Raw genomic sequence first — 25,105 nt, 5'->3', positions numbered from 1 at the left:
CCCAATTTGGCGGAGATACTACTTCGTTTGTCCTATCTATAATGGCCTGTCTTGGACGTGAACGGGGGTAGCTTGACTCGGCGCGCCGCAGGCAATCTACATACAGAACGTTCGTACTGTTATTGTTGATGCAAGGACGGTAACGCTTCCTTGAAAACGTGTGCGTGGGCTCGTGTGCCCCGCGTCGTGATTATTGCTTTAATTGGTTGATAAGGGGCGGCGTGATCGCACCTATGCCTTGTGGAGAGCCGAAATTCGAGTGCCGGACTCTTCAGTTAAGGCGACAATTCACCCGAATAGAAATGGAGCTGACTGTGGCTGAAAGCAAGAACTCTTTCAACGCCCTGCGCAAGCTTGAGGTCGGAGACAAGTCTTATGACTACTTCGCTCTTGACGCCGTGCCGGGTATGGAGAAGCTGCCTTACTCGTTGAAGGTTCTCGGTGAGAACCTGCTGCGCAACGAAGATGGCGCCAACATCACTGAGGAGCACATCAAGGCTGTCGCCAACTGGGTTCCTTCCGCTGATCCGTCGATCGAGATTCAGTTCACCCCTGCTCGCGTTATTATGCAGGACTTCACCGGCGTCGCCTGTGTTGTTGACCTGGCTACCATGCGTGAGGCTGTTAAGACTCTCGGCGGCGACCCGGATCAGGTTAACCCGCTGAACCCGGCAGAGATGGTCATCGACCACTCAGTCATCATCGAGGCCTTCGGTAGCGAAGACGCTCTGGCTAAGAACGTCGAGATTGAGTACCAGCGCAATGATGAGCGCTACAAGTTCCTCCGTTGGGGTACTGGTGCATTCTCCAACTTCCGCGTTGTTCCTCCGGGAACCGGTATTGTCCACCAGGTCAACATCGAGTACCTGGCTCGCGTTGTCTTTGAGAACAACGGCCTGGCATACCCGGACACCTGTGTTGGTACTGACTCCCACACGACCATGCAGAACGGCCTGGGTATCCTGGGCTGGGGTGTCGGTGGTATCGAGGCTGAGGCCGCAATGCTTGGCCAGCCGATTTCCATGCTCATCCCGCGCGTCGTTGGCTTCAAGCTGACTGGCGACATTCAGCCGGGCGTTACCGCAACCGACGTTGTGCTCACCGTCACCGACATGCTGCGCCAGCACGGCGTCGTCGGCAAGTTCGTAGAGTTCTACGGCGCTGGCGTCTCCAAGCTGCCACTGGCCAACCGTGCGACCATCGGTAACATGTCGCCGGAGTTCGGTTCCACCGCCGCAATCTTCCCGATCGACGACGAGACCGTCAAGTACCTGGCCCTGACCGGTCGCGACAAGGAGACCCTGGAGCGCGTCGAGGCTTACGCCAAGGCTCAGGGCATGTGGCTGGACGAGAACACTCCGGAGGCTGAGTACTCCGAGTACCTCGAGCTGGACCTGTCCACCGTCGTTCCGTCCATCGCCGGCCCGAAGCGCCCGCAGGACCGCATCGAGTTGGCTTCCGCCAAGGAGCAGTTCCGCAAGGACCTGCACAACTACTCCGACGGCGAGATCAAGGGCGCTGTCAAGGCTTCCGCACCGACCTCCGAGCTGGCCGCAGACTACAACGAGTCCCGCGAGGGCCACGGCGAGTCCGCCGCTAACGGCGCTGAAGGTCGCCCGAGCTCCCCGATCACCGTCACTTCCCCGAACGGCGGCGAGTACACGCTCGACCACGGTATGGTCGCTATCGCTTCCATCACCTCTTGTACCAACACCTCCAACCCGTCGGTCATGATTGGCGCTGGTCTGTTGGCACGCAAGGCTGTCGAGAAGGGTCTGAAGGCTAAGCCGTGGGTCAAGACCATTTGTGCCCCGGGATCCCAGGTTGTTAACGGCTACTTCAAGCGCGCTGACCTGTGGAAGGACCTCGAAGCTCTGGGCTTCTACCTGTCCGGCTTCGGTTGTGCAACCTGTATCGGTAACTCCGGTCCGCTGCCGGCTGAGATTTCCTCCGCCATCAACGAGGCCGACCTGGCTGCTACCGCGGTTCTGTCCGGTAACCGTAACTTCGAAGGCCGCATCTCCCCTGACGTGAAGATGAATTACCTGGCCTCCCCGATCCTGGTTATCGCTTACTCGATCGCCGGTACCATGGACTTCGACTTCGAAACCGACGCCCTGGGTCAGGACGCAGAGGGCAACGATGTCTTCCTGCGCGACATTTGGCCGTCCACCGAAGAGATCGAGGCAACCATCGAGGCTTCCATCTCCTCCGAGCTGTACGACGAGGACTACAAGGATGTCTTCGCTGGTGACGAGCGCTGGCAGAATCTGCCGACCCCGGAGGGCAAGACCTTCGCTTGGGACGACAAGTCCTCCTACATCCGCAAGGCACCGTACTTCGACGAGATGGAGATGGAGCCGGCACCGGTTTCCGACATCAAGGGCGCTCGCGTCCTTGCTGCCCTGGGCGACTCGGTGACCACCGACCACATCTCCCCGGCTTCCTCCATTAAGCCGGGCACCCCAGCTGCTCAGTACCTCGACTCCATGGGTGTTGAGCGCAAGGACTACAACTCCCTGGGTTCCCGTCGTGGTAACCACGAGGTCATGGTGCGCGGTACCTTTGCTAACATCCGCCTGCAGAACCAGCTGCTTGACGGTGTTACCGGTGGCTACACCCGCGACTTCACCCAGGAGGGTGGCCCGCAGGCCTTCATCTACGACGCTGCCATGAACTACAAGGAGGCTGGCACTCCGCTGGTCGTCGTTGGTGGCAAGGAATACGGCACCGGTTCCTCCCGTGACTGGGCAGCTAAGGGCACCCTGCTGCTGGGCGTCAAGGCTGTTATCGCTGAGTCCTTCGAGCGTATTCACCGTTCGAACCTCATCGGCATGGGCGTTGTTCCGCTGCAGTTCCCGGAGGGTGAGTCCTGGAAGTCCCTGGGCATCGATGGCACTGAGACCTTCGACATCGCTGGTCTGGAGGAGCTGAACAACGGCTCCATTCCGAAGACCGTCAAGGTCACGGTTACCAAGGAAAACGGCGATTCCTTCGACTTCGACGCTGTGGTCCGTATCGATACCCCTGGTGAGGCTGACTACTACCGCCACGGCGGTATTCTGCAGTACGTCCTGCGCAACATGATCAAGGGCAACTAGTTTCCCTTTGACTCGTGCGCGCTAGGGCTTGTTGTAAGCAGCGCTTCTAGAGGCCGGTAGGTAGCGCTAGCCCGCGGATTCACACCCCACGGACTAGCGCCCTGCCGGCCTCGGGTTTCTCTACTCCAGTCAAAATGAGGCCTGGGAAGTATAGGAATGGCGTTGCCACGTCATGCAGTGAAATATGCCCCTGGGGGTCGCCGGCAAGAAAAGAGTTTCCTAATGCCAAAAGTGAGTAATCAGGATTTAGCTCAACGGCGGCACGAAATTCTCGACGGCGCTCGGCAGTGCTTTGCAGAATTCGGCTACGACGGCGCAACGGTGTCTCGTCTGGAGGCCGCTACCGGTAAGTCTCGCGGTGCTATTTTCCATCACTTCGGATCCAAAGAAGGTCTGTTCTTAGCGTTGGCCGAAGAAGATGCCGCAAATATGGCGGAAGTCGCGGAGTCTTCCGGATTAGTGGAAGTAATGCGTGACATCGTGGCGAACCCAGACAAGCATGGCTGGCTGGGAACTCGCCTTGAGATTGCCCGTCGCCTTCGCAGCGATCCGGAGTTTAAGGGTCAATGGTTGGGCCATCAGGATCAATTGGATGACGCTGTTGCCCACCGATTGACCCAGACATCCTCATCCGGCTCCCTACGGACGGATTATTCGGTTCGCACGATGCAGCTTTTTCTCGAGCTGATGCTCGATGGCATCATCGTTCGTCTGGCATCTGGTCGCACTGTCGACGAATTGGATTCCGTGCTTGATTTAGTTGAAGACAGCTTACGGCGCAAGGTCTAGCCACTCAGGCTAGGTCTGATAGCGTTCCGTACCACCCGCTCCCCCTAATACGGGAGCGGGTTTCGGCTTTTTGCCTTGCATTTACCCCATTTGACCGGTGAAGATACATAGATTTCATCCAATATGGACTAAGCTGTCTATTTATGAGTGTGGGTAAGTTTTTGTTGGTGGCGCTCCGCCCCGCGGATGGTGCGGGGCAAGCCGAGTACCAGGACTTTCTGGATTCCACCGGGCTTGAGCCCAGCCAGTTGGATCTGTTTACCATCGACGCTGTCGGCGCTAAGTTACCCGACCTGACCTCCTATGACGGCGTATTCGTCGGCGGCAGCCCATTTAACGTCACCGACCTAGAGCATTCGGGTCTGCAGAAGTATTCGCACGATGTGCTTTACGACGTACTTAGGAGTCCTGTCCCCGCACTGCTTATCTGCTACGGCGCTAGCTACACGGCCTTTACTTCGGGTGGTTTGGTTAACCTGCGTCACGGCGAAGTAGCGGGTTCTACCCGGGTAGAGCTCACCGAAGCCGCTACTCAGGATCCAATAGCCTCGGTGCTACCTCCGGTTTTTTATGCGTTGACTGGCCACAAGGAATCCGTTGCGGAACTTCCCAATCACGCAACTTTGCTTGCCACAGGCCCAACCTGTCCGGTGCAGATGTACTCGATCGGATCGAATAACTGGGTTACCCAATTTCATCCGGAGATGAATGCTAACGGACTGCTCCGCAGAATGTCTTTCTACACCGATGTCGGTTACTTTGACCCGGAGGAAGTCGACGCGATTCGACTAAAGGTATCTGATGTGGACCTCCAGGCCGTTGCGTCAATTATCCCCCGATTTATGCACGTGTGTACGCATGCAGCCAATCCGAGCCTGCTAATGGTGCAGTAGTCTTCGTCTCCCTCTATCTCCCCTTTTTCACGAAACTCGTTCCCGCAAATGTCTACCTCCGCCAAGCCCTTCCTCTTGCTTTCTACACGCGGCGAAGATGCCGCAGCTCACGCTGAACATCTCTCATTTGCCAGGAGATGTGCATTGGCGCCGGCAAAGTTGCATCAATTTCGCTTGGAACAGTCTCGTCCGGCGAACTTGAACCTAGATAACTACTCGGGCGTAATCGTTGGCGGAGGTCCCTTTAACGCCTCCGATGACGATAAGAGCTATCTACAGAAGGAGGTCGAGACCTGGTTCGAGGATTTGCTGGCAGAAGTGCTCGAACGAGATTTCCCCTTCTTCGGAGCTTGTTATGGCATCGGCCTGCTCGGTACTGCTGGTCATGGCCGCGTCTCCCGCAAGCACGGGGAGCAGGCAGCAGTAATTGAAGTAGCTGCAACTCCAGATGGCGAATCAGACCCAATTCTTGAAGGCTTGCCGCCCCACTTTCACGCCATCGTAGGCCACAAGGAGGCCATCGAAGAACTGCCTGGCGACGCTACGTTGTTGGCAACTGGAAAGGACTGTCCAGTGCAGATGTTCCGGTTGGGCCGCAATGCATATGCGACGCAGTTTCACCCGGAATTAGATGCCAACACGTTTGCTCAGCGTCTCCAGATTTACGCAAATCAGGGTTACTATTTACCAGGAACAGATCTTGAAGCGGTATCGGCCGCGCGACAGTTGGATGTTGCTCGAAGTGGGCGTATTCTTCAGAACTTCGCTCGGCTTCATACCGCATGTAGAGACTGAGTAGTTTTATCTAGTGGCAATAGGCAAAAGGAATGTGATTGTCGCATGGAGAGGTGGAATCCCGACTCGGCACTTGCCGGACAGTCACCATCAATTGAAATGTCCGTGCTGCGATCCGGCGCGATTATTATTGCCGTCACCGGCTTTTTGTGGCAGATTGAATCGGCTATTCGTTCTGTCCCCTTAGAAAACTTTCGGAGCCACTGGTTCCCTTTTGCATCGCTGCTCATATTCATTCTCAGCGACATGTTGCTGATTTGGGCAGTCATCAATAATACGCGGCGAGGCCTAATTACCGCTCTGCGTGTACCGATGTACATCATGTTATTTTTCCTGATGTTGGTTTCAACCTATTGGGATCTCCCTCATAACCCCATTGGAAATGCACTCTGGTATAGCCCATTTTCAGGTTTGGCCCTCGCTGCATTTGCGCTGACGGTACCACTCCACATCAGTTTGTCCGTGATGGTATTTGTTCCCGGACTTATTGCCGTCATTAATTCTTGGTTGCTGGGACACACTTTTTGGCTCGACATGTTGTCGGATGTCGGATTCAATCTCATCAACACTTTTCCATTTGTGATTATTGCGGGCTCTGCACAACCCGTCGCAAGGCTTATTGACTACACCTACGAGAACTCTCGGAAGGTCAATGAGAGAGCGGAGCGTATGCGTGTCCGCGGCGAGGCGATGAGTAGCTTCAACGCCTATGTCCATGACTATGTATTGGCCGCACTGTCTGCAATTGGTAAGGGCTCTAAGATTGACTTCTCTCTAGACGAGCAGACTGGGCTGTTTTTCTCGCCTCGGCAAACGGTAAGTGGTAGAACTTTTGCGGAGTCTGTACGGGCGCAATTGATGTCGGTGAGCTCTGACATCGCGGTAACGCTAGATACCAGTGAAGAAGGCGGTCCAGTTCGTCTGCCAGGAGAAGTTGCTAACACGTTCCTATTAGCCGCAACCGAGGTGGCAAATAATTCCAAGCGTCACGCAGGTGTCACGGCGGAGAAGAAGTGCCACATTCGTGTTGCCTCGGGCGAGGTCTCCATTGATTTTCGTGACGACGGCACCGGGTTCGACCCCGAAGGAATTGACCCGCATCGTGCAGGTATTCGGTTGAGTGTTAAAGGACGGATGGAGGCTCTCCGCGGTGGAGATGCCCTCGTTAAATCAAAGCCTGGGAAAGGTACTCAGGTTATTCTCAAATGGCGCGGTAATACCTCTCCGGTGGAAGAGGAAGATGTAGTCGATTCCTCCGCTCATACGACATCGCTGTATGACCTCATGGGAATGTCAATTGTTTTTTCCTGGCAGTTCTACGGTGCAATCGTCGGTGTGTTGTTCATGGTTTTAGTCAGTAATGGACAATTATTTACGACGGCGGGGCAAATCAGTCTGGCAATAGCGATCGGTCTTCTCGGACTGATTATGTATGGCCGCCATTCACAATTGCCGTTGAACCGGGCAATTGTAATTGCTATCGCGATCGTTGTATTAGCTGGGGTTGGGCTTTACCAGCCCATTCCAAACAATTTGGAATGGTCGTATTTTTGGCACTTTAGCTTAATTTCTTTTGCGTCTGCATTGCTCGCCATCCGCGGCCGACCCTGGGTTGCGCTGAATTCCGTTCTCGGTGGCGCAATCCTGGTGGAGCTACTCAAGTTCTTCCCCCTTGCCCCCTCGGATTCGACCCACATCAGTATTTCTGGAGTCGACCTGCTAGTTCGTTCCGTGATGCTGGTCGCTGGAATTTTGACGTCCATCATGGTTCGCTTCTTTATGCGTACCGTTCCGCAGTCTATTCAGGATTATAATCGTGCGCTGTACGCTGCCGGTGCCGCCAAAGAGTACGAAATTAGCAGTCAGAGCAACTACGAATGGCTGCAGCGCCGGGTCGGTCCCATATTTAGCGCCGCTGCAGTTTTGGATAAGCCGACCCCGCGACTGCAGTTGCGTGCCCGGCTTACAGAGCAGCTTCTCCGAGACGTTTTACGTTCACCGCATCTAAATGTCGGGTCACTTCACCAAGCTGTTTGGGACGCGCGGGCCAGAGGTGTTCATGTCCGGCTCCTCGATGACCGCAATCACACTCAGGCCGTCTCCGATAGCACCGACGTGCGCCGTATTCCGCTTGTCGACGATGATTCCGCGGTGGCTAAATTGATGCCGAACTTCCTCGAAGCAATCGATAACGCGGAAGAAGGATCGGTAACAATTCGCCTATTGCCCCCGGGCAGACGTGCATTTGCATCCATTTCTGATGACAATGGAGTGCAAAGGTTTGATGAAGCCGGTGAGAGGATAGTGATGTCACGTGACTAGGGAGAGTATTGCGGGAATGGGCAATGCTTCCATCGATGTCTCGGCTGCAATTGACTCCGACAACATCGGAGATTACAGCGTGCAGTCGGATCGTTTGCTTCGCGTTGCTGCGATTGATGATCATGCCTTGACTCTGCAGGGGCTCGAAACCCTGCTGTCTGCAGAGCCTGACTTTGAGCTCGTCGGCTGTTATCAAACTGTGCCGGAACTCCTGGCTGATGTGGGCACCGATGACCGCCTGGATGTAGTCGTGTTGGATCTACGGCTGGCGGATAATTCAGATCCGGCGCAGAACGTGCTCTCGCTGGAACTGGTCACCGATCACGTGCTCATCCTCTCGTCTGCTGAAAGCCCATACCTTGTCCGAAAAGCAGTGCGTACCGGAGTGATGGGGGTTGTGCAGAAATCGGAAACCCCCGAGACAGTCGTGTCGGCAGTACGGCTGGCGGCGCTTGGCAAGGGCGCGTTGACTACGGAATGGGCATCGGTAGTTGACTCTGATCCCCTGCTCGATTCTGTCGATTTGTCAGAACGCCAACGCGAGGTACTGGAGCTCTACGCCTCCGGTGAGTCGACGAAGCGAGTCGCGTCGATGACAGGGCTGACACCGAATACCGTGTTGGACTACTTGGGCCGCATTCGAGCCAAGTATGCGGCAGCTGGCCGGGCCGAAAACAGCCTTAACAAGTCGGAGATGTATAGGCTCGCCCAGCAGGACGGTTACCTGCCGGGACCAATGGATCCGTCTTAAGCCAGCTCGACAATTTCCATGTAGTCGTCGCTCCAGAGGTCTTCCGTGCCGTCGGGGAGCACGATGACGCGCTCGGGCTCTAGCGCCTTGACCGCACCTGGATCGTGGGTAACCAGTACGACGGCCCCGGTGTAAGTGCGCAGTGCGTCGAGAACCTGCTCGCGGGACTGCGGGTCAAGGTTGTTGGTGGGCTCGTCGAGAAGCAGGACATTTGCGCGGGAGCTAACCAGCGTCGCCAGCGCCAGACGTGTCTTCTCACCGCCGGAGAGGGTGCCCGCTGGCTGCTGCAGCTTGTCGCCGGAGAACATAAAGGCACCGAGCAGGCTCCGCAGTTCGGGCTCGTTGACGTCAGGGCAGGCGTAGACGGTGTTTTCCCAGACAGTCTTGTCCGGGTCAATCGTGTCATGTTCCTGGGCGAAGTAGCCGATGCGCAGGCCGTGGCCGGAGACAATGCCTCCCTCGCCATCTGTGCGCTCCACACCGGCGAGTAGCTTCAGTAGCGTCGTCTTACCAGCGCCATTGAAGCCGAGGACAACCACGCGGGAACCCTTGTCAATTGCAAGATCCACACCGGCGAAAACTTCCAACGAACCATACATCTTGGTCAGTCCCGTGGCGTTGAGCGGAGTCTTGCCACAGGGCGCTGGCTCTGGGAAGGAAATGTGGGCGACCTTATCCGCGACGCGGACCTCGTCGAGACTGTCCATCATGCGCTCAGCACGAGCCACCATCTGCTTGGCCGCACGAGCCTTCGTCGCCTTCGCGCCTAGCTTCTCGGCCTGCTTGCGCAGCGCGCTGGCTTTCTTCTCCGCGTTAGCGAATTCACGGCGACGTCGAGCCTCATCGGTCGCGCGTGCCGACAGGTAGTTCTTCCAGCCCATGTTGTACACATCAGCTTCGGCGCGCACCGCATCGAGAAACCAGACTTTGTTACACACTGCCTCGAGCAGCTCGACATCGTGCGAAATCATGATCAAGCCGCCCTCATGCTTACTGAGGAATTCGCGCAGCCAGGTAATCGAATCCGCATCGAGGTGGTTCGTCGGCTCGTCGAGAAGCAGCGTCGTGGCGGACTTGCCCGAGCCTTCGGTAGCGGCGAAGAGGATCTGCGCAAGCTCGACGCGGCGGCGCTGACCACCCGAGAGCGTCTTCAGCGGCTGGTCGAGTACGCGCTCCGGCAAGCCTAGCGCGTCGCAAATGCGGGCTGCCTCGGCGTTCGCCTCGTAGCCGCCGAGATCGTGGTAGCGCTCCTCGAGACGCGAAAACTTCCGAATCGCCGCATCGCGCTTCGTGTCAGTGGTCGCGGTCTCCATGATCTCTTGCTGGCGATCCATGTTGCGACGGATTTGGTCAAGGCCTCGCGCCGACAGCACACGGTCGCGGGCGGAGATGTCGATGTTGCCCTCGCGTGAGTCCTGTGGCAGGTAACCAATCGGGCCAGAGCGCACTACTGAGCCACCGTAGGGCTCAGTTTCGCCGGAGAGAATACGCATCGTCGTCGTTTTGCCAGCACCATTTCGCCCTACGAGCCCAATCCGGTCTCCCGGCTGGACGCGCAGCTGCTCACCCGGCGCAGTGAGCAGGGTACGGGCGCCGACTCGGACTTCAAGGTCATGGGTCACAATCACGAACGAGTAGCCTACCAGTTATGACTTCATTTCCCGTGACCGCCTCCGTCGTCGGCCTCGGGCCCGCCGGAAGAATCGCCGCCCACCGCGCATCCGCTCGTGGCTGGGATGTCACCGCTTACGACCCCGCAGGTGGCACACTGCCCTCGACGATTGGTCTCTGGTGCGACCAACTCCCCAACTGGTTGCCCAGCGACTTCCTCGCCGCCACTTTTCAACCCAGCGTCATTCTTGCGGACGGCACCGAACGTCAGCTCACCCGCACCTACGGCGTTGTTAACAAGGACTGCCTGCAAAAACTTGGCGGTTTCCATATCGAACGCCGCGCTCTCACCGATTCCGAAACCACGGGTACGGACATCACAATTGTCACCACCGGGCGCACGTACGCCGCAGCCGGGCGAGGCGGACAGGTACGGCAGCTCGCCATCGGGCACATCTTTTCGCTTGACGACGTTCCCAGCGCCCACCGCCGTGCAGTCCTCATGGACTTCACCCCAACAGCCCTGAATGCCCCAAAGGCAGAGCCGGCTAGTTTCTCCTATCGCATTTTCTTGGACGACAGGACCTTCCTCATTGAAGAGACCATTCTCGCTACTCCGACTCCTATGGTTGACGGGTATCGCGGCGAAGCCGGTGCGCCAGTCGGGAGCGGCGGTGAGGCCGATGACTCCCTACTTCTAGCGCTGTTGCGTAGACGCCAAAATGCACGGTTGAAGTCCCTGGGGCTTTCGGAAGATCTGGCCATCGACGAAGAAGTGGTGTCCTTTCCCCTACTGGCAAACCTTCCCTCTCGCTACGGTGCCTTGACGCACAGTGGACCATCCATGGGCACCCTCTTCGGCTTTGCTGGTGGTTGGATGCATCCTGCCACTGGTTACTCGGTGGGTTCGGTTATCGAAGATGTCGACCGCTTCTTGGCCGGTATGGAAAAGAAGGGAGGCCGGACGCTGGGGACGTCGTTAAGCATGCGATTGCAGCGATGGTTACGCGAACGTGGACTCGCGGCGTTGCTGGGGTTCGATGCACGACAGACGGGTGCGTTTTTTCGGGCGTTCTTTTCGTTGCCGGAGAGGGACGTGTTTGCCTATTTGATAGGGACTTCCCCACTGGCGACGCTTTGCGCTATGGCGAAAGTGGCCGTGCCTTTGCTGAAAATGAGTCCGCGTACGTGCGGAAAGCTCATCGCTGGGTTTGTGCGGGGACCTGGGAGATGGAGAACTCGTTGACGGGGATCATATACATCAGCCGATTTGTGGGGTGATACCAACAATTAAAGCAGTGTGGTTTTTGCATTCACCGGAGTACAAACGCTTATGATAAATAAATGACTTCGACGCAATCTGAGGAGACTTCCTCACAAAACCATAAGCTTCAGCGCAGGCTGAGAGCTCGCCACCTGAACATGATTGCCATTGGCGGTGCCATTGGTACGGGCCTGTTTGTTGCTTCCGGTGCGACCATTTCGCAGGCCGGTCCAGGCGGTGCGCTCATCGCTTACGCTCTTATAGGCATCATGGTGTGGCTGGTTATGCAGTCTCTCGGCGAGATGGCCGCCTACCTGCCGGTGCCCGGTTCCTTCCAGGAGTACGGTCGCCGATACGTCTCAGAATCCTTCGGCTTTGCTATGGGCTGGAACTACTGGTTTAACTGGGCGATTACTGTGGCCGCAGAGCTGGTCGCTGCTGCACTGGTGATGCGCTATTGGTTCCCGGATGTGCCTTCAATCGTCTGGTCCGCGCTCTTCCTCGCGATTCTATTCGGGCTGAATGCCCTGTCCGCACGTGCATTCGGCGAGGGCGAGTTCTGGTTTGCGACCATCAAGGTCATTACCGTCATCGTCTTCCTCGTTCTTGGTGTCGGCATGATTTTCGGCATCTTGGGTGGGTCCTCCCCCGGCTTCGAAAACTGGACCACGGGCGACGCCCCATTCGTCAATGGCGGAATGGGACTGCTGGCCGTCTTCGTCGTAGCCGGCTACTCCTTCCAGGGCACCGAGATGGTTGGCGTAGCAGCAGGTGAGGCTGAAGATCCTGAGCGCACGATTCCCCGCGCGATTCGCACTATCTTCTGGCGTATTCTGCTGTTCTACATCGGTGCCATCGCTGTTATTGGTTTCCTTATTGCGTACACGGACCCGAATCTTCTGAACGCCGCCGAGGACAACATTTCTATTTCACCGTTCACCCTGGTCTTTGAACGCGCAGGTATCGCGATTGCCGCTGGGCTGATGAACGCCGTTATTCTGACCTCGGTGTTGTCCGCAGGTAACTCCGGTATGTATGTGTCCACTCGTATGCTGTTTTCCCTGGCCCGTCAGGGACACGCTCCACGTTACTTCGGCAAGCTTTCCGGGCACGGCGTTCCGCTGCGCGCTCTGATTGCCACCGCTGTCATCGGTATGGCTGGCTTCATTACTTCATTGGTAGGCGATGGTGTGGCGTACACCTTCCTGCTGACGCTTTCTGCGCTCGCGGGCTTTATCACCTGGTTTGGTATCTCTTTCAGCCACTACCGCTTCCGCAAGTGTCTGAAGGCCCAGAATATCCCATTGGATTCGCTTCCCTACAAGGCAAGTTTTTTCCCCGCCGGTGCTGTGCTGGCACTGATTATGTGCTTCTTTGTGGTGGCCGGACAGGCACTTGATCCGATCCGCACTGGTGAGAACATCTTCGCTATCCTCACTCCGTACCTGGGTATCCCGGTCTTTGTCCTGCTGTGGTTCATCCATAAGAAGGTCACGGGCTCCAAGCTCGTTGACCCGGCCACCGCAGACATGAGTCGCGAATAACTGCGAATGGCTGTGAATAGCTGCGAGTAGCAATGCATCTCGCATCTAACTCTCACGACTTGGATTAGCAGTCGAAGACAATAGCGACCCCGCTTGGCACTTTTCAGTGTCAGGTGGGGTCGCTTTTTACTCCGAGTCGGACAACCCCAAAAAGCTACGGGCTGCACATGTGAATACGGGCTGCACGTGTGAAACTGTGCGAGTTTATGACGCTTTCAGGCCATTTTTCGGGCCATTTTTGAAATAAACGCAGTCAGTACCTCGCATCGCCCTACCGATGCCGACCATAAACGCAGTCAGCAACTCAATACAAATGAAAAAGTGCCTAGCTGACCGAGCCAGGAGCTCGTCGCCAAGCACTTTTAACGTAGCGGTTCTCTAATCACCGCTGTCACTGATCATCTAGACCGAGAAGCCGAGAGCACGCATCTGCTCGCGGCCGTCCTCAGTAATCATGTGCGGGCCCCATGCCGGGGACCAGACCCAGTTGAGGCGGAAGTCGCGGATACCTTCGATCTTCATAACCTCGGAGGCTGTCTGGTCGGTGAGCATATCGGTCAGCGGGCAGGCCGGGGATGTGAGTGTCATGAAGATAGCGGCAATGTCGCCTTCTTCAATCCAGATGTCATATACCAGGCCCAGGTCCACGACGTTGACTCCGAGTTCCGGGTCAACAACCTCGTACATTGCCTCTTCAACCTGGATGGCCAGCTTGTTATCGGCTTCGGTCTGCTCCGGTGCCGGCGGGACGGTGATGGACTCGTACGCATCCCCCTCATCAATCGGAGCACCAGTGGTCATAGTGTCCTCGTCGACAGCGTCTGGCTGCGCGGGCGAGGTGGCGTCATTAGCGATTGGTTCAGTCATGGTGATGGCCTTCCTCGTCATCGGTAACGGTTACAGTCGCGGTACCAACGCCGTTGCCTTCAGCTGCGTTGGCCAGGGCCTCAGCGGTTGCGGCCTGGAAAGCTTTCCATCCGAGAAGCGCGCACTTTACGCGGGCGGGGTACTTAGAAACACCGGCGAAGGCAATACCATCGCCAATAAGGTCCTCGTCTCCCTCAATCTTTCCACGGGACGTGACCATTCTCTCGAACTCGGCGAGCTTGGCCATAGCCTCATCGACAGTCTTGCCGACAATCTCCTCAGCCATAACCGAGGTGGAGGCCTGCGAGATAGAACAGCCCACGGCGTCATAGGAGACGTCATTGACGACGGTGAGGTCGTCGTTCAGGGTGACTCGAAGCGTGAGTTCATCGCCACACGACGGATTGACGTGGTGCACTTCCGTATTGAAAGGCTCCCGCAAACCCGCGTGCTGCGGATGCTTGTAATGATCAAGGATGACTTCCTGGTACATCTGCTCGAGCTTCATGTCCTTCTCCTTTCCTTAAAGTTATGGGGTGACACCGAAGAACTTCTGGGCGTAGCGCACTGCGTCGGCAAGCGCCTGTACGTCCTCTTCCGTGTTGTAGATGTAGAAGGATGCCCGGGCGGTCGACTGAGCGTTGAGAATCTGGTGAATCGGCCATGCACAGTGATGACCGACGCGGATGCACACGCCCTGGTCGTCGAGAACCTGGCCAAGGTCGTGAGGGTGAATGCCCTCGACCTTGAAGGACACAGCAGAGCCACGCTGTTCTGGAGTAGTCGGGCCGATGATGGTCACGCCGTCAATTTCCTGCAGCTTCTCCAGTGCGAGCGCGGTCAAGCGGTGCTCATGAGCAGCCACTTTATCCATACCTATGGCATCCAGGTACTTCACCGCAGCCCCCAGGCCGACGACCTGGGAGGTCATCATGGTACCCGCCTCGAAGCGCTGCGGAGGCGCTGCGAAGGTGGTCTTCTCCATGGTGACGACCTCAATCATCGAGCCACCAGTGAGGAACGGCGGCAGTGCCTCGAGCAGTTCCCGGCGACCGTAGAGCGCACCGACCCCGTTGGGGCCAAGCATCTTGTGGCCGGAGAACGCCAGGAAGTCTACATCGAGATCCTTGACGTCGACAGGCATATGCGGCACCGACTGACAGGCATCGAGGACTACCAGCGCACCGACCTCGCGAGCACGACGCACCATCTCCTTCACATCGGTGACTGCACCAGTGACGTTTGACTGATGGGTAAAGGCCACAACCTTGGTCTTCTCGCTGAGCTCCAGCGAGTCCATGTCAATGCGGCCGTCCTCAGTCACGCCATACCAACGCAGTGTCGCACCAGTGCGACGAGCCAGCTCCTGCCACGGCACCAAGTTCGCGTGATGCTCCAGCTCAGTGACGACAATCTCGTCACCTTCGCCGACCTGGTACTGACCTGAGCGGTCGTCGCCAAGCACGAATGCCACTGTATTCAACGCTTCGGTGGCGTTCTTCGTGAAGACCAGCTCGTCATAGTCGGCGCCGATGAAGCCTGCAATGGCTTCGCGGGCATCTTCGTAGGCATCCGTGGCCTCCTCAGCAATCTCGTAGGCACCGCGGTGCACCGGGGCGTTGTGGTGAGTTAGGAACTCCACTTCAGCATCGATGACCTGTTTCGGGCGCTGCGAGGTCGCTCCGGAGTCCAGGTAGACCAGCCGCTTTCCGTCACGGACAGTGCGCGACAGAATCGGAAAATCCTCGCGGAGTGATGGGCTGAGTAGTTCGGCGTTAGGCATTGATGTACTTCTCGTAGCCGTGCTCTTCCAGCTCGTCTGCGAGCTCCGGGCCACCGGAGGTGATGAAGCGACCATCGTGGAAGACGTGGACGAAGTCCGGCTTCACATAGTTCAGGATGCGCTGGTAGTGAGTAATGATCAGGATGCCGCCGTCGTTTTCATCCTGGTACCGGTTAATGCCCTCGGAGACGACGCGCAGAGCGTCGACGTCCAGACCGGAGTCGGTCTCATCCAGGATGGCGAACTTCGGCTTCAGCAGGTCGAGCTGCAGAATCTCGTGGCGCTTCTTCTCGCCACCGGAGAAGCCCTCATTGACGGAGCGCTCGGAGAAGGAAGAGTCAATCTCCAGGTCAGCCATGGCCTCACGGACCTCCTTGACCCAGTGGCGCAGCTTCGGAGCTTCACCACGGACAGCGGTTGCTGCAGAGCGCAGGAAGTTGGACATGGACACACCGGTGACCTCCACCGGGTACTGCATTGCCAGGAAGAGGCCAGCGCGAGCGCGCTCGTCGACGCTCATCTCCAGCACGTTTTCGCCATCGAGGAGAATCTCGCCCTCGGTGACTTCGTAACGCGGGTGACCTGCGATGGTGTAGCTCAGGGTGGACTTACCGGAGCCGTTCGGACCCATCACGGCGTGGGTTTCGCCGGAGTTAATCGTCAGGTTGACGCCCTTCAAAATCTCCTTGGGCTCGGCGGACTCGTCGGTCGGCAGCACCTGCGCGTGGAGGTTACGGATTTCCAAAGTGCTCATAGTGAAATCTTTTCCTTTAATCGGTGTAAGTGGCCTGCTCCCCCGGTGCTGCCGGGGTGACAGGACGGAAAGGGTGAGAAAGAAAATAAGCGGTTAGAAGCCAGCGGTGTTGAGCTCTTCGTCAACGAGCTTTTCAAGCTTCTCGCGAACGGACTCGACCGGTATCAGGTTGATGACCTCGCTGAAGAAGCCGCGAACCACCAGACGGCGGGCTGCTAGCTCCGGAATACCGCGCGAGAGCAGGTAGAACAGCTGTTCCTCGTCGAAGCGACCAACGGTGGCAGCGTGCCCGGCACCGGCAATCTCACCGGTTTCAATTTCCAAGTTCGGAACTGCGTCGGCACGCGCGCCCTCGGTGAGCAGCAGGTTGCGGTTGAGCTCGTAGGTGTCGGTGCCCGTCGCTTCTGCACGAATGAGCACGTCTCCCACCCACGCGGTGCGGGCCTCACGATGAGCGACATTCGGCTCGCCCTGCAGCGCGCCCTTGTACATCACGTTGGAGCGGCAGTTCGGCACAGCGTGGTCGACCAGCATGCGGTTTTCAAAGTACTGACCGGCATCGGCGAAGTACACGCCCAGCAGATCGACATCGCCGCCGGGTGCCGTGAAAGCAACGCGCGGAACGATACGGACAACCTCGCCACCGAACGTCGCGACGGTGTGGCGCAGCGTGGCATCGCGACCGACACGAATATGGTGCGCAGAGCCGTGAACTGCATCTTCGTTCCAGTTCACCATGGTCACGACGCTCAGCTTGGCGCCGTCGCCGATTGCGAATTCGATGTTGTCCGCGAACGTGCCACTGCCGCGGTAGTTGATGACGCAGACGGCCTCGGCATGGGACTGCACGTCAATGACGATATGGCCGTAGGACACGTTGTCCTCGCCCGGACCATCGATGTCAATGACGACGGGCTCCTTGGAAACCGAATTCTTCGCGAAGGTCACGACGTGCGCATCGTCGAAGTTTGAGTACGCCTGTGCTGCCACGCGATCCGTTGGGGTACCGGCGCGGCCAAGGCGTTCGTCGTCACGCTTGACGACGTCCACAGCGACACCATCCTGACCGGCAGTCTCGACCGAAATCGAGGCTGCAACCGGATCCGCGGCGGTGCCGTTGTGGAGACCGCGGAGCTTACGCAGCGGCGTGAACTTCCACTCTTCATCCTTGCCATGCGGCACGGCGAAGTCCTCCACGTTGAAGGATGAGAAAACGTCGCCCTTGTTCGCCAGCACGCGGCGGCTATGAGCAGCCTGGTTTTCGTTGTTAATCGTCGTAGTCATTGGTATTAACCGACCGAACCTTCCATCTGCAGTTCAATGAGGCGGTTGAGCTCGAGGGCGTATTCCATCGGGAGCTCCTTGGCAATGGGCTCGACAAAGCCGCGCACGACCATGGCCATTGCATCTTCTTCTTCGATGCCGCGGCTCATCAGGTAGAAAAGCTGATCGTCAGAGACCTTGGAAACCGTTGCCTCGTGGCCGAGGGTAACGTCGTCCTCGCGGACATCCACGTACGGGTACGTGTCCGAACGCGAAATTGTGTCCACCAGGAGTGCGTCACACTCGACGTTGGAGTGCGAGTGCTTGGCGCCCTTGTTGACCTGCACCAGACCGCGGTAGGCAGCGCGGCCACCATTGCGGGCCACGGACTTGGACACGATGTTGGAGCTCGTGTGCGGAGCCATGTGCACCATCTTGGCGCCGGTGTCCTGGAACTGGCCCTCACCAGCCATAGCCACGGACAGCACCTCGCCCTTGGCATGCGGACCGGTCATCCACACTGCTGGGTACTTCATGGTGACCTTGGAGCCGATGTTGCCGTCAATCCACTCCATGGTTGCGCCCTCTTCGCACTTGGTGCGCTTGGTAACCAAGTTGTAGACGTTGTTCGACCAGTTCTGGATCGTGGTGTAGCGGCAGCGGCCACCCTTCTTCACGATAATCTCCACAACAGCCGAGTGCAGCGAGTCGGACTTGTAAATCGGAGCGGTACAGCCCTCGACGTAGTGCACGTAGGCATCCTCGTCGACAATAATGAGCGTGCGCTCGAACTGTCCCATGTTTTCCGTGTTGATACGGAAGTATGCCTGCAGCGGGATGTCCACGTGAACGCCCTTCGGCACGTAAATGAAGGAGCCGCCGGACCAGACTGCGGTGTTAAGAGCGGAGAACTTGTTGTCACCGGACGGAATGACGGTGCCGAAGTACTCCTTAAACAGCTCCGGGTGTTCCTTTAGAGCGGTGTCGGTGTCTAGGAAGATAACGCCCTGTGACTCTAGATCCTCGCGAATCTGGTGGTAGACAACCTCAGACTCGTACTGAGCGGCGACACCTGCGACCAGGCGTTGCTTCTCAGCCTCCGGAATGCCGAGCTTGTCGTAGGTGTTCTTGATATCCTCCGGCAGGTCTTCCCAAGTCTGGGCCTGCTTCTCAGTGGAGCGAACGAAGTACTTAATATTGTCGAAGTCAATGCCCGACAGATCCGCGCCCCAGGTGGGCAGCGGCTTGCGGTCAAAGATTTCCAAAGCTTTCAAGCGGCGCTCAAGCATCCACTCCGGCTCGTTCTTCTTAGCCGAAATGTCGCGAACGACTGCCTCAGACAGACCGCGCTTCGCGGAAGCACCAGCGGTATCCGGGTCGTGCCAACCGAACTGGTAGGCACCAATGGACTCGATAATCTCTTCGTCAGTCTGCGGAGTGGCAGCCTTCGTGGATTCAGCCACGTCGGTGGAGTTCTCATGGGCGAGGGTCATTCTCCGCTCCTTTCTTGTGGCGATTCAGTAAATGTCTTTGTTACGGGAGTGAGTGGGATATTTGTGGTGCAGATACCGTTTCCATCAGCGATTGTCGCCAACGGTTGGGTGTGCTGACCTAATAATTTACTAACGGCTTCATGCTCCGCCGCGCAGAGCTCCGGAAACTCGGAGGCCACGTGGCTAATTGGGCAATGGTGCTGGCAAATCTGCACGCCGCCAGTGTTCTGGTTGATAGTTGCCGCGTACCCGGCCCGTCGGAAAGCATCGACGACGGCCTCTACGACCTCTTCCTTCTCTGCGTCCTGCCCCACCGGGGTGACGCCGAGCAGAATGTCATCAATACGTTGACGGGCAAACTGGGCAACTGCCTGCTCACCACCGGCCTTGCGCAGTGCGGTCAGAGCTGCACTAGCAAGGTCGTCGTAAGCGTGCCCGAATCTAGCGCGGCCCCGATCTGTCAGGCGATAGGACTTTGCTGGCCTGCCTCGGCCCCGGGGGCCGGTGCTGGGTGCCGGAGCGGTTTCGGCAAGACCTTCGTCCACCAGAATGTCAATATGACGGCGGACGCCTGCAGCGGATAGTCCCAGGGTGTCTGCGATAAAAGTCGCAGACGCCGGGTTGTGTTCCAGAAGCAATTGGAGAATGCGCTTGCGCGTGTCACCATCATTGACTGTCGGCTTCCGATCTGCCATGACTGGTGAGTCACCTCCTGCGATTGGACTGCTGGATAATAATGGGTGTCTAGGTGGCTCAGCGAGGCAAGTATCCCACTTGCGCCGCTGGTGTATTAGACAACATAATTGTGTCGTAATTGGGTCACAATGTCCAACGCATTTAAATATCAATGCAACGTCGCTGATTAGAACGCCCTTTCGGCGTGTCGAATCGTCTACTATGTGACCTTGTGAAAACTAACCGACCTACCCCGCGCCGCTCGTCCACCTTCGACGACGCTCTCGGGGTGCGTGACGCCATTCCGAAAATTGGTCTGGCCGGTTCCAGGTCGGCAACCCTCCACCAGGGTTCAGAACAGCCGCTCCAACACCGCATTAATCACCGCGAACTCCGACGCTTCACCTGGCTGCGTTGGCTGGGTGCTCTCGGGTCAGTGTTTATTATGGTCGCCGGGATTGGCTCAGGCGCGACACCGGTGGTTGGAAATGAGTTTTGGGGTACACCTCTCGGGCTAATCCTCGGTCGAATGTTGGTCGCAACGACAATCGTCACCTTCGTGGGCATTGGCATGTTAGTCACAGCCTGGTTGGGTGTCGGCGCTTTCGTTCTGGCCGGTGCGCGGACTCGTGTCACCGCAGTGACTACTCCGATGCTCATACGCACCTACGCAGCATGGGTATTGCCCTTGATGTTTACCGCTCCCCTGTTTACGCAGGATATCTATTCCTATTTGGCGCAGGCTGCAATTGTGGAGCGGGGAATGGATCCCTACCTCGCAGGGCCTGTTGACCTATTGGGAGCCAACGACCCGCTGGCCCGGTCAGTGCCATTGATATGGTCGCACTCTCCGAGCCCATACGGCCCCACGGCCCTCGCAGTGGCATGGGGCATCGCCAAGATAACCAGCGACGGGGTGATTGCTTCCGTCTTTCTGCATCGACTCGTCGCCATTGTTTCGCTTTTCGTGGTTTCCTGGGCGCTGGTGCAGCTTGGTCGCCGTTGCGGAGTTAGCTCACAGTTCACTCTCTGGCTGGGCACGCTCAATCCGCTGGTACTGCTGCACCTGGTGGGTGGTATCCACAACGAGGCCCTGCTGCTGGCACTCCTGCTCGTTGGTCTCGAACTGTGTCTGCGCGCTATCCACGGCCCTGCGCAATCGATGGTGCCCGATGAGCTGCCAGGGGCAGGGCCCATCGGACACGAGAACCAAAGCCGAGGTAGATCGTGGGCGCTGTATGCAGGCGGTATCGTGCTCATCGGCCTCGCCGGAATGGTCAAAGTCACCGGTTTCGTGGCGCTCGGCTTTGCCGGCATGTGGCTGGCTCGAAAGTTTGGCAGCACCTGGAAGGCCGTTGCTCTTTCCGCGGTAGTGACGGGCGCAATAACCGTCGTCACGGCAGTCGTTGTTTCCTTAGGAACTGGTCTGGGCTTTGGTTGGATTACCGCGCAAGGTGGCGCCGCAACGGTACGCAGTTGGATGTCGCTGACTACCCTGCTCGGGATTATCGCTGGTTTCTTCGGCAGGCTTTTGGGTCTCGGCGATATCAGCGACAGTGCTTTGCTGTTTACCCGCGGCGTTGGCGTAGTGCTGGTAGCTGCCTGGCTCCTGCGCATGTTGCTAGCAACGTTCCGTGGTCGCATTCACCCGCTCGGCGGCTACGGCCTTGCGATGTTTGCTCTAGTAATCCTCTTCCCCGTCGTGCATCCCTGGTACTTGCTATGGGCCATCGTGCCCCTGTCCGCTTGGGCCAACCGGGTACAATTCCGCATTGCCGTGGTTCTGTACTCGGCAATTTTCAGTTTTGTAGTACTACCACGCGGCCTGGGGTTGCCTCCGGGCACCGTCGCTCAGATTTACCTACTGGCGTTGGTATTCTTCGTCGCAGTCATGTTCGTCATCTTGGCGTACTCGACGCGATCTAAGGTATTTCGCCTTCATTAAAACTGTGAGATTAGACTGACTAACCGTGAATAACGCTGCAAATTCTCCTGCTCTGCGCCTTGAGAACGTAACGAAGAAATTCGATGACGTTGAGGCTGTATCAGACCTTTCGCTTTCCCTGGATCGAGGTAGGGTTCTTGCGCTCCTCGGCCCCAACGGCGCTGGTAAGACCACAACTGTTGAAATGTGTGAGGGCGTCATCAAGCCGGATGAAGGGCGAATTCGAATTCTCGATCTCGACCCGGTCACTCAAACCACAGCACTACGCAGCCGCATTGGCATCATGCTCCAGGGCGGAGGTGCCTACCCCGGTGTTCGCGTTGGCGAAATGCTGAACCTCGTTGCCAGTTACTCCGCAAACCCGCTGGACACTGATTGGCTCCTTGAAGTCGTGGGCCTAGAACGCCATCGTAAGACGAACTACCGCAGGCTCTCTGGTGGTCAGCAGCAGCGGCTGTCGCTCGCATGCGCCCTGGTCGGACGCCCGGAGCTGGTGTTCCTCGACGAGCCGACAGCAGGCCTCGATGCCCAGTCCCGTCTGGCCGTCTGGGATCTCATCTCGTCGCTGCGCCGGGATGGGGTCACCGTAGTCCTGACAACGCACCTGATGGACGAGGCCGAATCGCTTGCCGACGACGTTGCGATTATCGACCAAGGACATCTAGTTGTGGCCGGCACCACCGAGGAGGTCACTAGCGCAGGCGCATCGGCGCTCCAGGGAACGTCGTCAAGCACTGCCATGAAGATCAGCGTTCGAGGCAGCCTTGACTTCGAAGAGGTCAACCGCAGCTTTAGCGAGTCTGGCCTTTCACAGCGACTGCAGCGTTCTGGCGGTGGAGAGTTTTCCCTGATTGGTGAGGCTTCACCGCGCGCCTTGACTGTCTTGGCGCAGAGCTGCGAGCAGCAAGAGGTGCTGATCACCTCGTTGAATAGGGCGACGCAATCGCTTGAAGATGTCTTCTTGCAGATCACTGGAACGGAGATGAGGAGCTAATGACTACCGCACCGAGAGCCGATGCCTCCCGCTTTGCAAAGGGCACTTTCGCCCCGGCACCACAGCGTTCGGACATGGCAAAGTTGGTCATGTCGCAGGCGTGGTTAGAGACGAAGCTCTTCTGGCGGCACGGTGAGCAAATGCTCCTCACCATCATTATCCCGTTGGCAATGCTCATCGGCCTGGTGATGGTGCCGGTGTTTGAACTCGATCATCCGCTCGAGCGTATCTTCCCCATGGTGCTGGCGATTTCCGTCATGTCTGCAGGGTTTACCGGGCAGGCAATTGCCGTGGGCTTTGACCGCCGTTACGGAGCCCTGAAGCGCATCGGCGCCTCAGGCGTGCCACCCTGGGGCATTATTGCTGGCAAGATTGTGTCGGTCTGTACCACCGTCACGTTGCAGTACATACTGTTTAGTCTCGTGGGGCTCGCTCTTGGCGCAGAGCTGTCGATTGGCGGCTGGCTGCTGGCTTATGTGGGGATGCTTCTGGGAACGTTCGTCTTTACCTCATTGGGCTTGCTCATGGGCGGCACGTTGGGAGCCGAGCTAATCCTAGGTCTGGCCAACCTGATCTGGTTCATCCTTATTGGTGCGACTACTTATGTGGCCGTCGCACCGTCGCTAGATGGCATCAGCTCTGTACTGCTACACCTCTTGCCGTCCGTCGCGCTTACCGACGTGATCTCCGCGGCATTGGCCATGTCCGTCCATTGGTCAGCTGTCGGGGTGCTGATCGTGTGGGGTGTCCTTGGCGCTGCACTGGCGGCTCGCTGGTTCCGTTTTGATATGCCGAATGACTAGGAATCTGTCGGGGAATCTGCAAAGAAAAGCGCAGCCCAACGCAGGGGTTTCGCTTATTACCATTTTCCGCCAGCATGGGTAGAATTTCTTAATGTGAATACTGCAGATCGAAGTTTGCCCCTATCGTTTTTGCCGCTGGCACCAATCGGGCGCCAGAAGCTCTATGCGCTTCTCGTATTGATTGCACAGGCGGCGATCGCGGTAACCGGTTCTATCGTCCGTGTTACTGGTTCAGGCCTCGGTTGTGCATCGTGGCCAGAATGTCACCCGGGCAGTTTCGTTCCTGTTGCCGGGGAAGCAGAAATGCTCCATCAAATTATTGAGTTCGGCAACCGGCTGCTCACCTTTGTGCTAGTTGCTCTGACACTTCTGCTCTTCCTTTCGGTTATGCGTGTCGGCCGCCGTAAGGAAATCAAGTTGCTGGCCTTCCTCAACGGTCTCGGCGTTATCGTCCAGGCTGTTATCGGTGGCATTTCCGTGTGGGTTGACCTGAAGTGGTACGCCGTGGCCCTGCACTTCCTGCCTTCGATGATTCTGGTCTGGCTCGCTGGCATGCTTTTCGTCAAGATTTCTGAGCCTGACGACGGCACTGCTACCCGCATGTACCCGCGCTATCTACGCTATCTGGCTGCCGCCTCCGGCTTGGCCCTGACGATGACGCTGATTACCGGAACTATGGTCACCGGTGCGGGGCCACACGCTGGAGATGCTTCGGTGCTCCCGGAGGACCGCCTCCAGCTACCGATTGTTGACTTGGCGCATATCCACGCTGGTTTTATGTACCTCTACCTTGGCCTGGTTATTGGCCTGATTTTCGGTCTGCTGGCCTCGGAAGCCTTTGCACCTGTGCGTAAAATTGCCCTCGTACTCGTTGTGTTCATTTTGGCTCAGGGTGTAGTTGGAATGATTCAGTACTGGTCCGGTGTACCGGAGGCATTGGTGCCGGTTCACGTTGCCGGATCTGGTATCTGCACCGCTTTGACCGCAGTACTGTTCCAGCACGGTTACCGCACTGTCGGAGGCAGCGCAGTAGTCACTGGCTCTCTTGAAGGCGATGCGGCTGCCGCCACTGTTGTATCGGAGAAGAACGTCGAGGTTTCCGCGTAGCTAGCTGCCGGTCAGTGGCTGTGGTGACGATTTTGGTTACCGGCTGTTGATTCCTACTCGAACCGCCTAAACACGCACCTTGATTTGCGCGTGTTTAGGCGGTTCTGCTGTCTGCTCACTTATCGATCCGAGTTACTGATTATGTTTATGACAGAAATGGCGCGAAAAATGGCCTTGGAGTGACATAAACTCGCACAGTTTCACATGTGCAGCCCGTATTCGCACACACAAAAAAGAGGCCCTCCCCACACAACTGAACTGCTCCCCACTAGTCGGTAACTGATTTCTCAGTCCAACTAATGGGGAGCAGTTCACAACCGGGAAGAGCCTCTTCAAAGGAGCTCAGCAGCT

20 protein-coding genes are annotated in these 25,105 nt (G+C 57.4%); 12 read left to right on the top strand and 8 right to left on the bottom strand.

Annotation, left to right across the window (positions count from 1 at the left end; genetic code table 11):
- The first annotated feature begins 314 nt into the window (after positions 1 to 314).
- The 6 genes from acnA to CORAM0001_RS06005 all read left to right on the top strand — a co-directional run bounded on the left by acnA (position 315) and on the right by CORAM0001_RS06005 (position 8,651).
- Positions 315 to 3,101, top strand: coding sequence for an aconitate hydratase AcnA (gene acnA / locus CORAM0001_RS06030; protein ID WP_005510761.1), 2,787 nt, complete (start codon positions 315 to 317; stop codon positions 3,099 to 3,101).
- Between the two features lie 222 nt (positions 3,102 to 3,323).
- On the top strand, positions 3,324 to 3,890 hold the full coding sequence (locus CORAM0001_RS06025) for a TetR/AcrR family transcriptional regulator (RefSeq protein WP_005510746.1): 567 nt from the start codon (positions 3,324 to 3,326) through the stop codon (positions 3,888 to 3,890).
- A gap of 143 nt (positions 3,891 to 4,033) precedes the next feature.
- Positions 4,034 to 4,783, top strand: coding sequence for a glutamine amidotransferase-related protein (locus CORAM0001_RS06020; RefSeq protein ID WP_005510733.1), 750 nt, complete (start codon positions 4,034 to 4,036; stop codon positions 4,781 to 4,783).
- A gap of 48 nt (positions 4,784 to 4,831) precedes the next feature.
- Positions 4,832 to 5,578 (top strand): glutamine amidotransferase, encoded by a 747-nt coding sequence (locus CORAM0001_RS06015; RefSeq protein WP_081451102.1) that lies wholly within the window; start codon positions 4,832 to 4,834, stop codon positions 5,576 to 5,578.
- A gap of 45 nt (positions 5,579 to 5,623) precedes the next feature.
- Positions 5,624 to 7,900 carry a sensor histidine kinase gene (locus tag CORAM0001_RS06010; RefSeq protein ID WP_005510766.1) on the top strand — a complete coding sequence of 759 codons (2,277 nt, stop codon included), beginning with the start codon at positions 5,624 to 5,626 and terminating at the stop codon, positions 7,898 to 7,900.
- Complete coding sequence (locus tag CORAM0001_RS06005) at positions 7,893 to 8,651, top strand: response regulator transcription factor (RefSeq protein ID WP_100066802.1); 759 nt, start codon at positions 7,893 to 7,895, stop codon at positions 8,649 to 8,651. The genes CORAM0001_RS06010 and CORAM0001_RS06005 overlap by 8 nt, the downstream gene beginning before the upstream one ends.
- Here the strand turns inward: CORAM0001_RS06005 and CORAM0001_RS06000 are convergent.
- Positions 8,648 to 10,279 (bottom strand): ABC-F family ATP-binding cassette domain-containing protein, encoded by a 1,632-nt coding sequence (locus CORAM0001_RS06000; RefSeq protein ID WP_005510820.1) that lies wholly within the window; start codon positions 10,277 to 10,279, stop codon positions 8,648 to 8,650. The genes CORAM0001_RS06005 and CORAM0001_RS06000 overlap by 4 nt on opposite strands.
- A gap of 20 nt (positions 10,280 to 10,299) precedes the next feature.
- On the opposite strand from CORAM0001_RS06000, the gene CORAM0001_RS05995 reads away from it, so the two are divergent.
- Together CORAM0001_RS05995 and CORAM0001_RS05990 are read left to right on the top strand one after the other, a co-directional pair.
- Positions 10,300 to 11,508 (top strand): lycopene cyclase family protein, encoded by a 1,209-nt coding sequence (locus CORAM0001_RS05995; protein WP_005510817.1) that lies wholly within the window; start codon positions 10,300 to 10,302, stop codon positions 11,506 to 11,508.
- 98 nt (positions 11,509 to 11,606) lie between these two features.
- Positions 11,607 to 13,070 carry an amino acid permease gene (locus CORAM0001_RS05990; RefSeq protein WP_005510837.1) on the top strand — a complete coding sequence of 488 codons (1,464 nt, stop codon included), beginning with the start codon at positions 11,607 to 11,609 and terminating at the stop codon, positions 13,068 to 13,070.
- A gap of 402 nt (positions 13,071 to 13,472) precedes the next feature.
- Here the strand turns inward: CORAM0001_RS05990 and CORAM0001_RS05985 are convergent, their stop codons facing one another.
- The 7 genes from CORAM0001_RS05985 to CORAM0001_RS05955 form a co-directional block, all read right to left on the bottom strand.
- Positions 13,473 to 13,937 (bottom strand): metal-sulfur cluster assembly factor, encoded by a 465-nt coding sequence (locus tag CORAM0001_RS05985; RefSeq protein ID WP_005510771.1) that lies wholly within the window; start codon positions 13,935 to 13,937, stop codon positions 13,473 to 13,475.
- Positions 13,930 to 14,445: a Fe-S cluster assembly sulfur transfer protein SufU gene (gene sufU, locus CORAM0001_RS05980; RefSeq protein ID WP_005510836.1), complete on the bottom strand. Its 516-nt coding sequence runs from the start codon at positions 14,443 to 14,445 to the stop codon at positions 13,930 to 13,932. Before sufU ends, CORAM0001_RS05985 begins: the two co-directional genes overlap by 8 nt.
- A gap of 21 nt (positions 14,446 to 14,466) precedes the next feature.
- Positions 14,467 to 15,720, bottom strand: a complete 1,254-nt coding sequence (locus CORAM0001_RS05975; RefSeq protein ID WP_005510808.1) for a cysteine desulfurase — start codon at positions 15,718 to 15,720, stop codon at positions 14,467 to 14,469.
- Positions 15,713 to 16,474, bottom strand: coding sequence for a Fe-S cluster assembly ATPase SufC (gene sufC / locus CORAM0001_RS05970; protein ID WP_005510783.1), 762 nt, complete (start codon positions 16,472 to 16,474; stop codon positions 15,713 to 15,715). Before sufC ends, CORAM0001_RS05975 begins: the two co-directional genes overlap by 8 nt.
- A gap of 93 nt (positions 16,475 to 16,567) precedes the next feature.
- Positions 16,568 to 17,758 (bottom strand): Fe-S cluster assembly protein SufD, encoded by a 1,191-nt coding sequence (gene sufD, locus CORAM0001_RS05965; protein ID WP_005510840.1) that lies wholly within the window; start codon positions 17,756 to 17,758, stop codon positions 16,568 to 16,570.
- A gap of 5 nt (positions 17,759 to 17,763) precedes the next feature.
- On the bottom strand, positions 17,764 to 19,230 hold the full coding sequence (gene sufB / locus CORAM0001_RS05960) for a Fe-S cluster assembly protein SufB (protein WP_005510784.1): 1,467 nt from the start codon (positions 19,228 to 19,230) through the stop codon (positions 17,764 to 17,766).
- Positions 19,227 to 19,925, bottom strand: a complete 699-nt coding sequence (locus CORAM0001_RS05955; protein WP_005510799.1) for a helix-turn-helix transcriptional regulator — start codon at positions 19,923 to 19,925, stop codon at positions 19,227 to 19,229. Before CORAM0001_RS05955 ends, sufB begins: the two co-directional genes overlap by 4 nt.
- A 185-nt stretch (positions 19,926 to 20,110) precedes the next feature.
- On the opposite strand from CORAM0001_RS05955, the gene mptB reads away from it, so the two are divergent.
- The 4 genes from mptB (at position 20,111) to CORAM0001_RS05935 (ending at position 24,754) form a co-directional block, all read left to right on the top strand.
- Entirely contained in the window at positions 20,111 to 21,850 is a 1,740-nt protein-coding gene (gene mptB, locus CORAM0001_RS05950) for a polyprenol phosphomannose-dependent alpha 1,6 mannosyltransferase MptB (protein ID WP_005510831.1), read from the top strand.
- 25 nt (positions 21,851 to 21,875) lie between these two features.
- Positions 21,876 to 22,844 (top strand): ABC transporter ATP-binding protein, encoded by a 969-nt coding sequence (locus tag CORAM0001_RS05945; protein WP_005510793.1) that lies wholly within the window; start codon positions 21,876 to 21,878, stop codon positions 22,842 to 22,844.
- Positions 22,844 to 23,647: an ABC transporter permease gene (locus tag CORAM0001_RS05940; RefSeq protein WP_005510813.1), complete on the top strand. Its 804-nt coding sequence runs from the start codon at positions 22,844 to 22,846 to the stop codon at positions 23,645 to 23,647. The genes CORAM0001_RS05945 and CORAM0001_RS05940 overlap by 1 nt, the downstream gene beginning before the upstream one ends.
- Positions 23,648 to 23,740: 93 nt before the next feature.
- Entirely contained in the window at positions 23,741 to 24,754 is a 1,014-nt protein-coding gene (locus CORAM0001_RS05935; protein ID WP_005510736.1) for a COX15/CtaA family protein, read from the top strand.
- Positions 24,755 to 25,105: the final 351 nt, after the last annotated feature.

Source organism: Corynebacterium amycolatum SK46 (assembly GCF_000173655.1).
In the GTDB taxonomy this organism is placed as follows: domain Bacteria; phylum Actinomycetota; class Actinomycetes; order Mycobacteriales; family Mycobacteriaceae; genus Corynebacterium; species Corynebacterium amycolatum_A.
This window is presented reverse-complemented; position numbering and strand designations above follow the sequence as displayed.

Excerpts from the sequence above, each read along its gene's own strand:
- CORAM0001_RS06025 (WP_005510746.1), top strand. The coding sequence starts at position 3,324 with ATGCCAAAAGTGAGTAATCAGGATTTAGCTCAACGGCGGCACGAAATT.
- CORAM0001_RS06020 (WP_005510733.1), top strand. The coding sequence starts at position 4,034 with ATGAGTGTGGGTAAGTTTTTGTTGGTGGCGCTCCGCCCCGCGGATGGT.
- CORAM0001_RS06015 (WP_081451102.1), top strand. The coding sequence starts at position 4,832 with ATGTCTACCTCCGCCAAGCCCTTCCTCTTGCTTTCTACACGCGGCGAA.
- CORAM0001_RS06010 (WP_005510766.1), top strand. The coding sequence starts at position 5,624 with ATGGAGAGGTGGAATCCCGACTCGGCACTTGCCGGACAGTCACCATCA.
- CORAM0001_RS05995 (WP_005510817.1), top strand. The coding sequence starts at position 10,300 with ATGACTTCATTTCCCGTGACCGCCTCCGTCGTCGGCCTCGGGCCCGCC.
- CORAM0001_RS05990 (WP_005510837.1), top strand. The coding sequence starts at position 11,607 with ATGACTTCGACGCAATCTGAGGAGACTTCCTCACAAAACCATAAGCTT.
- CORAM0001_RS05985 (WP_005510771.1), bottom strand. The coding sequence starts at position 13,937 with ATGACTGAACCAATCGCTAATGACGCCACCTCGCCCGCGCAGCCAGAC.
- sufU (WP_005510836.1), bottom strand. The coding sequence starts at position 14,445 with ATGAAGCTCGAGCAGATGTACCAGGAAGTCATCCTTGATCATTACAAG.
- CORAM0001_RS05975 (WP_005510808.1), bottom strand. The coding sequence starts at position 15,720 with ATGCCTAACGCCGAACTACTCAGCCCATCACTCCGCGAGGATTTTCCG.
- sufC (WP_005510783.1), bottom strand. The coding sequence starts at position 16,474 with ATGAGCACTTTGGAAATCCGTAACCTCCACGCGCAGGTGCTGCCGACC.
- sufD (WP_005510840.1), bottom strand. The coding sequence starts at position 17,758 with ATGACTACGACGATTAACAACGAAAACCAGGCTGCTCATAGCCGCCGC.
- sufB (WP_005510784.1), bottom strand. The coding sequence starts at position 19,230 with ATGACCCTCGCCCATGAGAACTCCACCGACGTGGCTGAATCCACGAAG.
- CORAM0001_RS05955 (WP_005510799.1), bottom strand. The coding sequence starts at position 19,925 with ATGGCAGATCGGAAGCCGACAGTCAATGATGGTGACACGCGCAAGCGC.
- CORAM0001_RS05940 (WP_005510813.1), top strand. The coding sequence starts at position 22,844 with ATGACTACCGCACCGAGAGCCGATGCCTCCCGCTTTGCAAAGGGCACT.